General features: G+C 65.4%; 12 protein-coding genes. 1 reads left to right on the top strand and 11 read right to left on the bottom strand.

Features of this window, described 5'->3' with window-relative positions; translation table 11 throughout:
• Positions 1–952: amidohydrolase family protein (locus C2U70_RS30395; RefSeq protein ID WP_140982319.1), on the bottom strand; the 952-nt coding region annotated here is incomplete at its 3' end.
• A gap of 136 nt (positions 953–1,088) precedes the next feature.
• On the opposite strand from C2U70_RS30395, the gene C2U70_RS30390 reads away from it, so the two are divergent.
• Entirely contained in the window at positions 1,089–1,571 is a 483-nt protein-coding gene (locus C2U70_RS30390; protein ID WP_140982318.1) for a CinA family protein, read from the top strand.
• Positions 1,572–1,638: 67 nt separating this feature from the next.
• Here the strand turns inward: C2U70_RS30390 and C2U70_RS30385 are convergent, their stop codons facing one another.
• The 10 genes from C2U70_RS30385 to C2U70_RS30340 all read right to left on the bottom strand — a co-directional run.
• Positions 1,639–2,412, bottom strand: a complete 774-nt coding sequence (locus tag C2U70_RS30385) for a hypothetical protein (RefSeq protein ID WP_140982317.1) — start codon at positions 2,410–2,412, stop codon at positions 1,639–1,641.
• A gap of 124 nt (positions 2,413–2,536) precedes the next feature.
• Positions 2,537–2,812, bottom strand: coding sequence for a DUF1488 family protein (locus C2U70_RS30380; RefSeq protein WP_140982316.1), 276 nt, complete (start codon positions 2,810–2,812; stop codon positions 2,537–2,539).
• A gap of 124 nt (positions 2,813–2,936) precedes the next feature.
• Positions 2,937–3,548, bottom strand: coding sequence for a tetratricopeptide repeat protein (locus C2U70_RS30375; RefSeq protein ID WP_140982315.1), 612 nt, complete (start codon positions 3,546–3,548; stop codon positions 2,937–2,939).
• A gap of 155 nt (positions 3,549–3,703) precedes the next feature.
• Positions 3,704–5,038 (bottom strand): HlyD family type I secretion periplasmic adaptor subunit, encoded by a 1,335-nt coding sequence (locus C2U70_RS30370; protein WP_140982314.1) that lies wholly within the window; start codon positions 5,036–5,038, stop codon positions 3,704–3,706.
• A gap of 193 nt (positions 5,039–5,231) precedes the next feature.
• A complete protein-coding gene (locus C2U70_RS30365; protein WP_140982313.1) occupies positions 5,232–6,980 on the bottom strand; it encodes a type I secretion system permease/ATPase in 1,749 nt (582 codons plus the stop codon).
• A 254-nt stretch (positions 6,981–7,234) separates the two neighbouring features.
• Positions 7,235–7,504: a GlsB/YeaQ/YmgE family stress response membrane protein gene (locus C2U70_RS30360; protein WP_140982312.1), complete on the bottom strand. Its 270-nt coding sequence runs from the start codon at positions 7,502–7,504 to the stop codon at positions 7,235–7,237.
• A 199-nt stretch (positions 7,505–7,703) separates the two neighbouring features.
• Complete coding sequence (locus tag C2U70_RS30355; RefSeq protein WP_140982311.1) at positions 7,704–8,681, bottom strand: ABC transporter ATP-binding protein; 978 nt, start codon at positions 8,679–8,681, stop codon at positions 7,704–7,706.
• On the bottom strand, positions 8,678–10,093 hold the full coding sequence (locus C2U70_RS30350) for an amidase (RefSeq protein ID WP_140982310.1): 1,416 nt from the start codon (positions 10,091–10,093) through the stop codon (positions 8,678–8,680). Before C2U70_RS30350 ends, C2U70_RS30355 begins: the two co-directional genes overlap by 4 nt.
• Positions 10,090–10,287: a hypothetical protein gene (locus tag C2U70_RS30345; RefSeq protein ID WP_140982309.1), complete on the bottom strand. Its 198-nt coding sequence runs from the start codon at positions 10,285–10,287 to the stop codon at positions 10,090–10,092. The genes C2U70_RS30350 and C2U70_RS30345 overlap by 4 nt, the downstream gene beginning before the upstream one ends.
• The coding region (locus tag C2U70_RS30340; RefSeq protein ID WP_140982308.1) for an ABC transporter ATP-binding protein at positions 10,284–11,144 on the bottom strand (861 nt) is incomplete at its 5' end. The genes C2U70_RS30340 and C2U70_RS30345, both read right to left, overlap by 4 nt.

The following is an 11,144-nucleotide window of genomic DNA, read 5'->3' as shown; positions in this document are numbered from 1 at the left end:
GCGGATAGTCGGTGGAGAATAGGAGCAATTCATCCGACTGCATATGGTCAATCAGGCGATTTAACGTTTCGAGTTCCGGCGGTGCATCGACCGGCTGCAACGAGAAGCGAATGTTGCTGCGCACAATCTCCATCGGCGCGCGATCAACCCAGGGCGTCTCCATCCGCACGCCGCGCCAGAACTTGTGCAGCCGCCAGACATAGGGCGCGAGCCAGGTGAAGCCGGATTCCAGCATCACCATTTTGAGCCGCGGGTGGCGCGCGAACACGCCCTCCACGATCAGGCTGGTGAGCTGGGTCTGGAACGCCTGCGCCTGCCCGACATAATCTTCGATGTGATAGGAACCCCAGCCGACGGCGGTCGGCGGGTTGTGATAGGCGGAACCGGCGTGAACCCCGATCGGCAGTCCCAGCCGTTCCGCCGCTTCGTAGATCGGCCACAGAGCGCGCTTGCCGAGCGGCGTGTCGCCCATGACAAGCAACAGCACCTGGACGAAGCGCGGATCTTTTGCGCAGCGCTCGATCTCGGCGACGGCCTTTTCAATGCTCTGCAAGGAAATGACAATGGAGCCGCGCAGCCGCGGGTCGCGGTCGAGCCATTCCTTCGCGAGCCAGTCGTTCAGTGCGCGGCAGAAGGCATCCGCCATGTCCTCGGAAAATACCATCTGCACGCCGTAGAGCGGATTGCAGATCGCATAGGAGAGCTGGAAAGGATCGAGCACATGACGCTGCAGGTCTTCGAGGTGCTCGCCCGGCTTGCCCCGCTCGGGCCGCCAGTCCGGCCGCGCCGTGATCGGCGAATGGCTCGGATAGGACTGCGAGACCAGATCCACCATCCCGCGCGTCGTCACCTGGTCGCGCCAGTAATCGTTCAGATACGGCAAGAGACTCGTGAGATGCGGGACGGCCGGATGCACGTCGCAATCCACACCGCCGGCGATCGGGGACGTCATGACGCTTCCTCTCGCGCGGGCACGGGCCGCGCTGGTTGTTGCCCGCATTGAAGCAGGCCCGGCCAGCGCCTGCAACGTGGGTCGCAGCCCGGCTCATATGCTAAGAGGGTGCAACTCGGTTGCAGGGAAGGCAGACATGAAAGAACTCGTCGGGATTGCGGAACAGGTCGCGGCCAAACTGATCGCGCGCAACGAAACCATTGCGGTCGCGGAATCCTCGGCCGGCGGGTTGATCTCGGCGAGCCTGCTCGCGGTACCCGGCGCGTCCGCCTATTACCTCGGCGGCGCGGTGGTCTACACCCGCGATGCACGGCGTGTGCTGATGGATATTTCGGACGAAGGAATGAAGGGCTTTCGATCCTCGTCGGAGCCCTACGCAAGACTGCTCGCCGAACAGATGCGCAGCCGCTTCGGCACCGTCTGGGGCCTGTCGGAAACCGGTGCGGCGGGGCCGACCGGCAACCGCTACGGCGACGCCGCCGGCCATAGCTGCATGGCGGTCGCCGGCGGTGCATCGGAGGTGATCACGCTGGAAACCGGCAGCAACGACCGGCTTGCGAACATGCAGGCGTTTGCCGGCACGGCGCTGAAGCTGTTGCTGAAGAATTTGGAGGGGTGAGCTGCGGCGGCATCGTCATGGCCGGGCTTGTCCCGGCCATCCACGAAGTCGGTCCTCGGGATTGGCGTCACGTGCCATCGCAAGACAAGCCGTTGCCGGGCTCCCGACACAGCTTCGCGAGAACCGCGGCAATATCAATCTTGTCCGAGCCGGCTCTGCGTATCCGCGAAACGTGAGCAACATCACGACTGTCGCCTGAAAGCAGATTGAGCTGCTTCTTGATGGCCGCGCTGCACATGCGATCAGGGTTTCCGCCGAGATATTTTGCCTGAGCCCCTAGTTCCTGCCGGGTGAGTTCCGCGAATGGTCCCAGACCCAATTGCCGTTCGATCGCGATGATCTCCGCGTCGCTCGCCTGTGTCCTGGCAACGCCATTCACCTTGCGCTCGAAGCCGTTTTTGATCGCTGCCCCATGTGCCGACGCAAGGTCCGCAAACTCTTGCGCTGCTTCTCGAAATTCACCGCGCTCAAACCCGGCCAACAGATAGGACTTGCAAGCCAATGGATTGCTCGCAAGCTTCAGGAGGGCCGCCAATTCCGCACGGCCTACGGCGTTGATGTGCTCATCGTCGGCATAGACTTCCATCTCGGCCGCGAGAATCATATTGAGCGCACCCTTGGCGGCGCGCCATCCGCCCTCGTTGAACGCCCCTTCAGTCCGCCGCAGGAAGACATCTCTGAGATTTGGATCGTTGCGTGCAATCGATGCGGCCAACGGAAAGCGCGCGATGTTCTGATCGAAATCGCGCGCAAACGCGCTTGGCCCGGTGAGGTGCACATACACCAGGTTTCCGGCCAGCAGGGTGACGGCTACGAACAGCAATATGGATCGTCTGGTCATGCGAGAGTTATGGCCTGGGCTACCGCGCGGCATAGTCTCACGCCGCGCCGCCACCATCCAATGCAACTACAGGCTGCCCTTAATGAAGCCTTTCGAAGCCATCGCAAGTTGCGGGCTTGTCCGGCTATCTTCCCAGATGCTTCGTAAAGATCCGCACGACAAACCCCTTGAAGCGCGGGGCTTCGTCGTAGAGATCGGAGGCGATCCGCTCGACGGTGTCGCGCAATAAGAGGAATTGCGCCTGCCGCGCGCTGGTCTCGGTGCCTTTCATGCCTGCGAGGTCATCCATCGCGGCGTCGCTGATCTGGCACTGCACGATCTCGTTGTCGCTGAGCATGGTGAAGCGGAACGCGAGGCGCTCGATGTCGTGGCCTATGATCTTGTCGCGCGTCAGCGGCATCCCCGGCGTCCCCCTGCGCCAGGATACGACAATGCGGGCAATGATGGCAGGGGATGGGCAAACCGGCCCGTTCCCGCCCGATTCCTTCGCCGGACGGGCGAGTTGTCTTCACACCCCCCGGAGCTCAGTACACCAGCACCGCCCCGGTCGGCTTCTCGAGCGCAGCCGCGAGCGACTTGTACTCCTCGCAACCGGTGCCGCAGATCGCGGCGATCCGGTCGAGATGATACATCGCCTGCTCGCGATTGCCCTGCTCGAGCTGCCACAGGCCGTAATACTGCCAGGTCAGCACGTGGTTCGGATCGGCCTTCAGGGCACGCTCGTACCAGACCTGCGAGAGCTTGTAGTCGCCGAGCTTGCGGTAGGAGTAGCCGATGAGATTGGCAACGTTTGGATAGTCGTCGTGGCCGAGCGCCCGCAACTGCACGATCGCATCCGCATAGTCGTTGCGGTCGTAGATGGTTTCATAGGCCGCGCGATAGCCGGCCGCGAACGCGGGATCGCCGATGCTGGACTGGTTGTCGGGCTTCTTGGCCTTTTGCGGCGGCTTGGTGCTGGAACGTTTCGGATAGGACGGCGACGGGGATGGCGCGGCCGAATTACCGGAGGGCTTGCTGAACGGATCTTCGCCGCCCGGCCCACCGCCCGCGGCCCGCACCGGCGTGACGGCGGGTGCAGCGACCAGCGCCACCAGGAAGCCTCCAAGCGCAACGAGCCTCATCGCAAGATTGAACATTTGCAACTCCGGATTCCCTGACATGTCCGCCCCGGACGAGGTGATAACCCTGCGTCGGCAGCGATATTCCGCAAGAGGCGTCTTGCTCACGGAGACGTCAGGCCGCGTTATGGATCCGGGGATGACGGGAGCGTATGCGCCCGGTTCCCTTCAGGTCACTTCTCCCGGAATGCCCGCATCAGCTGGTCGTGCAGCGGTTTCATCAGGTAGGACAGCATGGTGCGGTCGCCGGTCTGCACAAAGGCTTCCACCGGCATGCCCGGGATCAGCTTGACGTCGCCGAGGCGGGCGACCTCTTCCGCGGGCATCGAGACGCGGATGGTGTAGTAGCTCTGCCCGGTGCGCTGGTCAGTGGTGACGTCGGGCGAGACGCGGGTGACCACGCCGCTGAGCTCCGGCGTGGTGCGCTGGTTGAAGGCCGACAGGCGCAGCAGCGTCTTCTGGCCGATCTGAAGCTTGTCGATGTCGATCGGGTTGACCTTGGCCTCGACCTGGAGGTCGTCGGCCTGCGGCACGATCAGCATGATGGCATCGCCGGCGGTGACGACGCCACCGACCGTGTGCACGGTCGATTGCAGCACCATGCCGTCCTGCGGCGCACGGATGTCGACGCGGCGAAGCTGGTCCTCGGCGGTGACCTTACGCTCGATCAGCTCGCCGATCTTGTCATTGGTCTCGCGCAGATCCTTGGAGACCTCGCTGACCACGTCCTTGTCGACCTGGATGATCTGCAGCTCGGTCTCGGTGATCTTGCCCTTGGCCTGGGCGCGCGAGGCGATGTATTGCGCGCGCTCGCCGTTGAGGCGCGCACTGTCGCGCTCGAGCTGGGTCAAGCGCGAGATCTGCACCAGGCGCTTGTCGTAGAGTTCGCGCACGCCGGTGAGCTCGTTCTGCACCAGCGCGATTTCCTGATCCTTGGCCTTCTCCTGGGCGCTGAGACCCGAGATCTCCTCCTTCAACTGCGTGATGCGCTCGTTGAGCTGGGCCTTCTGGCCGGCACGGCCGTTGACGCGGACGTCGAACAACTTGTTCTCGCTGTCGAGCAGGATCGCCACGTCGGGATCGCCGGCACGGTCGAGCAGCGCCTGCGGGAAGGTGATCCCGGAAACGCCGCGCTGCTCGGCCTGGAGCCGCGCCGCGCGCGCCATGGCGGCATCGAGGTTCTTGGTGACGATGGCAAGGTTCGCCTTGGTGACGGTGTCGTCGAGCCGCACCACGATATCGCCGGCCTTGACCACGTCGCCGTCGCGGGCGCGCACCTCGCCGACCACGCCGCCGGTCGGATGCTGCACCTTCTTGACGTTGGATTCGACCACGACCTGGCCGGGCGCGATCAAGGCGCCCGAGATCAGGACCGTCGAGGCCCAGCCGCCGAGCCCGCCGGCGAGCAGCAGCACGATCGCAAGACCGATCATGAGGTGCGAACGGATCGACTGCCGCGCGGTTTTCTTCGCCGCAGGTTTTGCAGCCGGAAGCGCCATCGTGCTCATCGTACGTACTCCACCACGGAGGTCTTCACCTCGCCCCGCTTGCGGGGAGAGGTCGAATTCGGGCTACGCCCGAATTCGGGTGAGGGGGACTCTCCGCGAGTCCAACTCTCACCGCCCCCGTGGAGACTCCCCCTCACCCCAACCCTCTCCCCGCAAGCGGGGCGAGGGAGACGAAACACTGGTGCGCGCGGCGTCATGGTTTGGCCACTCCGCCTTCGCTGACGATCTTGATCGGGGCCGGCGGCGCGACGCGCGGCTGCAGCACTTGCGACAGCACCTGCTCCTTCGGACCGAAGGCCTGCACACGGCCGTCGCGCAGCACCAGGATCTGGTCGACGGCTTCGACGCCGATCGGCCGGTGCGCGACCACGACGACGATGGCACCGCGTTCGCGCGCGGCGCGGATGGCGCGCGTCAGTGCCTCGTCGCCCTCGGTGTCGAGATTGGAGTTGGGCTCGTCGAGCACGATCAGGAACGGATTGCCGTAGAGCGCGCGCGCCAGCGCCACGCGCTGGGCCTGGCCTGCGGAGAGCGCGGTGCCCTGCTCGCCGACCTGCGTGTTGTAGCCCTCGCGCATCTTGATGATCATCTCATGCACGCCGGCTTCCTTGGCCGCCGCGATGATGCCTTCAGACGTCGCCTCGGGATCGAAGCGGCTGATGTTCTGGGCGATGGTGCCGGCGAACAGCTCGACGTCCTGCGGCAGATAGCCGACGTAGCGGCCGAGCACGTCCGAGGTCCACTGGTCGAGCGCGGCACCGTCGAGCCGCACCTTGCCGCGGACCGGCTGCCAGACGCCGACCAGCGCGCGGATCAACGACGACTTTCCGGACCCGCTCGGTCCGATCACGCCAAGCGCGCTGCCGGCGTCGAGGGCAAAGGTCACGTCCTGCACGATGACGCGCTGGTCGCCGGGCGGCACGATGCTGACGGCTTCCACCGACAGCTTGCTGGAGGGGACCTGCAGCTGGGTCTGCATCGTCTGTGGCGGTATCTGCTCCAGCAGGCGATTGAGGCGCTGCCAGCTCTGCCGCGCGGCGACAAAGGATTTCCAATGCGCGATCGCCAGATCGACCGGCGCCAGCGCGCGGGCCGACAGGATCGAGCCGGCGATGATGATGCCGGCGGTCGCCTCCTGGTGGATGACGAGATAGGCGCCGACCGCGAGCACCGCCGATTGCAGCATCATGCGCAGCACCTTTGCGACGGCACCTAAGCCGCCGGCGACGTCGCTCGCATGCTGATTGCCGTCGAGATATTTTTCGTTGGTCTCGCTCCAGCGCGCATTGAGCCGGCCGGCCATGCCCATGGCCACCAGCACCTCGGCGTTGCGGCGGCTGGAGGCGGCAAGGTCGTTGCGGCGGGCGGCCAGCGTCATCGCCTCGCGCGCCGGCTGGCGCGACATGAATTCGGTGACGAGGGTCAGGCCGACCAGGATGATGGCGCCGACCAGCGCGGTGAGCCCGATCATGACATGGAAGGCGAAGCAGATGGCGAGATAGAGCGGCAGCCAGGGCAGGTCGAAGAACGCGCTCGGCCCCATGCCGCCTAGAAAGCCGCGGACGTTGTCGAGGTCGCGCAGCGGCTGCAGGCCTTCGTTGCGGCCGCCGACCAGCAGCGGCAGGCGCACGACGGTGTCGAACACACGCTTGTTCAGGGCCTCGTCCAGCGCGGTGCCGATGCGGCCGAGGATGCGGCCGCGGAGCAGATCAAGCACGCCCTGCGCGATGTAGAGGCCGCCGGCGAGGATGATGAGGCCGACCAGCGTCGGGATGCTGCGGCTCGGCAGCACTCGGTCGTAGACCTCGAGCATGAAGATCGACCCGGTCAGATACAGCAGGTTGATCATGCAGCTCATCAGCCCGACGCCGACGAACGCGCCGCGGCAGGCCCGCAAGGCGTCACCGAGTTCGGAACGGCGCACGCCGGGAACCGCTGCCATCAGCCTGGTCTCTTTTCGATCTGTTGGTCAAAACCGCTCAGGAGGGAAAACCCCTGATTTCGCAAGCAATTCTAGGGCTACTGGGCCGAGATTAATACCGGGTTTTCGACCCCGCTCCAAACGCAGTGCAATTAACCTTGAAGCCCGCCAGCTCTACCGCAGCCGGGGACCGGCGCAAGTCCGGAATCTCACAGTCTTGCGCCCGCCGCGATGAAATTTTCAGGACATCGCGGCGGGGCGGAGATCGAGCCGCGCTAGAACCGGCCCCCGCCGCGAACCAGCCGGACCACGAGCAGCAGAATGACCGCACCGATCGCGGAATAGATGATCTCCGAGATCAGCCCGGTGCCGATGTGAATGCCGAGCTTCGGGAACAGAAAGCTCGCCACCAGCGCGCCGCCGATGCCGATCAGGATGTCGCCGATGATGCCAAAACCGGTGCCGCGCACGATCTTGCCGGCGAGCCAGCCGGCCACCAGGCCGACGAACAGGATGACGAGCAGGCCTTGGTTGGAAATGTACATAAGTCAGTCCCTCTCCATGAACGGCCGGCATGGAACGGGAACCGGCATGAACGGGGTGTGAATGTGATCCGGTCGGCCCTCACCGAATAAAGGCGACGAAAACAACCCCATGCACCGTAGAACCGGCCCGAGCGCGATGCGCGCGGTGGGCCGCGACAAGCTCATGCCGGTGCAGAGGATTTTGGGCGCGAGGCGCGCGTCAGGTCGGAAGCGTTTCCCGCGCCGCCAGCACGCAGCGGGCTGCTCTTCCGGGGGCGATTTCGACATTCGGCGGCAATTTCTCGACGCAACGCGGCTCGGCCTGCTTGCAGCGGGGGGCGAAGGAGCAGTTGTGCGGCTTCTCGGCGAGCGAGGGCGGCGTGCCGGGGATGGTCTCCAGGCGGGCGCCGCGCTTGGCGCCGTGGATGGTGGAGGCGAGCAGGCCCTTGGCGTAGGGGTGCACGGGCGAACGGACGATGTCGCGCAAGTTCCCCTGCTCCACGATCTGGCCGGCATACATGACCGCGACGCGGTCGCAGATCTCGATGGCGACGCCGATATCGTGGGTCACGAAGATCACGGACATGCCGAATTCGCGCTGCAATTCGCGCAAAAGCAGCAGAATCTGGATCTGGACGGTGGCATCCAGCGCCGTGGTCGGCTCGTCCGCGAGCAAGATCTTCGGCCGGCAGGCGAGCGCCAGCGCAATCATGGCGCGCTGGCGCATGCCGCCGGACATTTCGTGCGGATAGGCATCGAGCCTTCGTTTTGCCGAGGGGATGCGCACGACCTCGAGCATTTCGAGCGCACGCGCGCGGCCTTCCGCAAAGCTCTTGCCCTCGTGGCGAACAACGGTTTCCGCGATCTGCCGGCCGATGGTGTAGACGGGATCGAGCGCCAGTGCCGGCTCCTGAAAGATCATCGAGACGGTCTGGCCGCGGAAAGCCGATAGCTCGTCGTCATCCATCGCCAGCACGTCGCGGCCCATGACGTTGACCGTGCCCGAGATCTGCGTGCGCTTCTTCGGCAACAGCCGCATCAGCGCCCGCAGGGTCACGCTCTTGCCCGAGCCGGATTCGCCGAGCAGGCCCAACACCTCGCCATCGCCGAGCGAGAGGCTGAGATCGTTCACGGCAAAAACCGTGCGCTCGCCGGTGAAGCGGATGTTGAGGCCGGAGATGTCGACGAGCTTGGTCATGACGGCAGTTTTGGAACCCTGGCATGATAATCGGTCGCGCGCTGGAACGCCGCGCCGATGGTGAGCAGCGTCGCCTCGTCGAAGGAGCGGCCAATGAGCTGCATGCCAATGGGCAGGCCGCCCTTGGTGAAGCCGGATGGCACCGTCAGCGACGGCAGGCCGAGATAGTTGATGGTCCGGGTGAACAGCGTCAGCCGCTGCAACAATGCTCCGGCACCAGGACCAGCGCCGACGTCGCTCTCCGCGATGGTCGGCGCCGGCACCGGCGAAGCCGGCGCGATCACGGCATCGACGCCAGCGGTCGCCGCGCTATGCGCGGCCAGCGCCGGTCCGCGCCAGCGCATCGCCTCGAGATAGGTGACGGCAGGGATCGCCAGCCCGTTCTGCAGGCGCATCAGGGTTTGCGCGCCATAGTCCTGCGGGCGCTCGATCAGCCAGCGCTTGTGGAAGGCAGCCGCCTCGACCGCCAGCACGAGCTGACAGGCGGCCGACAATTGCCGCTGATCGGGCAGCTCGACCTTGACGATATCGGCACCCTCCCGCTTGAGCACCGCGATCGTCTCATCGAGCACGCGGGCGACCTCGGCGTCGAGATCGTCGACATAGTAGGACGTGGGTACGCCGATCTTCAGGCCCTTGAGTGAGCCCTTGGTTGCAGCAACGTACTCCGCCACCGGTTCGTGGCTCGCGGTGGCATCCTCAGGATCCAGGCCCGCCGTCAGCGCCAGCACCAACGCGCAGTCTTCAGCCGTTCTTGCGAGCGGGCCGACAGTGTCGAGCGATTGCGACAGCGGCATCGCGCCGGCACGGCTGACGCGGCCGACGGTGGTCTTCAAACCGGTGACGCCGCAGAAATGGGCGGGGAAGCGGATCGAGCCGCCGGTGTCGGAGCCGAGCGCCGCATAGGTCAACCGCGCCGCGACGGCGGAGCCGGAGCCCGAGGACGAACCGCCGGTGATATGTGCAACGTTCCAGGGATTGCGCACCGCGCCGTAATGGGCGTTGTGGCCGGTCGGGCCATAGGCGAATTCCGCGAGGTGCAGCGTGCCGAGACGGACCTGGCCGGCATCCTTCAAGCGCTGGAGCGCGGTGGACGTCACCTTCGGCACGAAATCACGTCGGATCAGGGAGCCGCAGGTCGCGACGTGGCCGGCGTCGTAATACATGTCCTTGTGCGCCAGCGGCACGCCGTGCAGGGGGCCGCGGACCTTGCCCTTGGCGAGCTCGGCATCGGCGGCGTCAGCGGCCTTCAGCGCGGCCTCGGATTCGATGGCCATGAAGGCGTTGAGATGCGGCTGCCATTGCGCGATGCGATGCAGCAGCGCGCGCGTCACCTCGTGGGAAGACACCTGCTTCGCCGCGATCGCGCGCGCGACCTCGGTGAGCGTCATCAGGGCTACGTCCTGGCTCATTTCGTCACCTTCGCGGTCTGTGCGAGCACGAAGTGCGACGGCTCCAGATCGAACGGCAGCGTGCCGGCGATGGCGGCAAAGCCCTCGAAGGCGGGTCCGATGGAGTTGGAGATGCGCGTTGCGGTCTCCTCATCCACGGGGATGCCTGCGACTTCAGCGGTTGCCTTGATCGCTTTCGGCGTCGGTCGTGTCATGCTGGTCCCTCCTGCGGCGCGCGGCTATGGCCTGATCCCGGGATGGCCATGTAGCACGCGGCTTGGTGGCCCATTGTATCCAGCGCCGTGAGCTTTGGTGTCGCGTTTGCGCAGAGCGGCTCCGCAAACGGGCAACGGGTGTGGAAGCGACACCCCGGCGGCGGATCGATCGGGTTGGGCGGATCGCCCGAGATCGGTGGCGTCTCGGTGCGGCTATCAGGATCGGAGGACGGCATCGCAGCCAGAAGGGCCCGCGTATAGGGATGGGCCGGATTGTCCCAGACCTGATCGACCGGGCCGAGCTCGACGACCTCGCCGAGATACATCACCAGCACGCGATCGCTGATGTAGCGGACGACATTGAGGTCGTGGCTGATGAAGAGATAGGTCAGGCCGAACTCGCGCTTGAGATCGGCGAGCAGATTGAGCACCTGCGCCTCGACCGATTTGTCGAGCGCGGAGACGGCTTCGTCCAGAATCACCAGCCGCGGCGACAGCGCCAGCGCACGCGCGATATTGACGCGCTGGCGCTGGCCGCCGGAAATTTCGTGCGGATAGCGGTTGGCGAAGTTTGCAGGCACGAGGCCGACCTTGCCGAGCAGCTCGCGGGCCAGCCCACGCGCGGCCGCGTCTGCCATGCCATGCACCTTCGGGCCGAAGGCAATGGACTCTTCGATGGTCAGGCGCGGATTGAGCGAGGCGTAAGAATCCTGGAACACCATCTGCATGCCCCTGCGCAATTCACGCAGCGACAGCGACTGTCCGACCGTCATGCCGTCATAGATGATGTCCCCGGCGTCGCGATTCATCAGATGCATCAACAGCCGCGCGGTGGTGGACTTGCCGCAGCCGGATTC

The organism is Bradyrhizobium guangdongense (assembly GCF_006483445.1).
Taxonomy (GTDB): domain Bacteria; phylum Pseudomonadota; class Alphaproteobacteria; order Rhizobiales; family Xanthobacteraceae; genus Bradyrhizobium; species Bradyrhizobium guangdongense_A.
This window is presented reverse-complemented; position numbering and strand designations above follow the sequence as displayed.

Coding starts and splice junctions, on each gene's coding strand:
- C2U70_RS30365 (WP_140982313.1), bottom strand. CDS start 6,980: ATGGCAGCGGTTCCCGGCGTGCGCCGTTCCGAACTCGGTGACGCCTTG.
- C2U70_RS30350 (WP_140982310.1), bottom strand. CDS start 10,093: ATGAGCCAGGACGTAGCCCTGATGACGCTCACCGAGGTCGCGCGCGCG.
- C2U70_RS30370 (WP_140982314.1), bottom strand. CDS start 5,038: ATGAGCACGATGGCGCTTCCGGCTGCAAAACCTGCGGCGAAGAAAACC.
- C2U70_RS30380 (WP_140982316.1), bottom strand. CDS start 2,812: ATGCCGCTGACGCGCGACAAGATCATAGGCCACGACATCGAGCGCCTC.
- C2U70_RS30385 (WP_140982317.1), bottom strand. CDS start 2,412: ATGACCAGACGATCCATATTGCTGTTCGTAGCCGTCACCCTGCTGGCC.
- C2U70_RS30360 (WP_140982312.1), bottom strand. CDS start 7,504: ATGTACATTTCCAACCAAGGCCTGCTCGTCATCCTGTTCGTCGGCCTG.
- C2U70_RS30345 (WP_140982309.1), bottom strand. CDS start 10,287: ATGACACGACCGACGCCGAAAGCGATCAAGGCAACCGCTGAAGTCGCA.
- C2U70_RS30390 (WP_140982318.1), top strand. CDS start 1,089: ATGAAAGAACTCGTCGGGATTGCGGAACAGGTCGCGGCCAAACTGATC.
- C2U70_RS30375 (WP_140982315.1), bottom strand. CDS start 3,548: ATGTTCAATCTTGCGATGAGGCTCGTTGCGCTTGGAGGCTTCCTGGTG.
- C2U70_RS30355 (WP_140982311.1), bottom strand. CDS start 8,681: ATGACCAAGCTCGTCGACATCTCCGGCCTCAACATCCGCTTCACCGGC.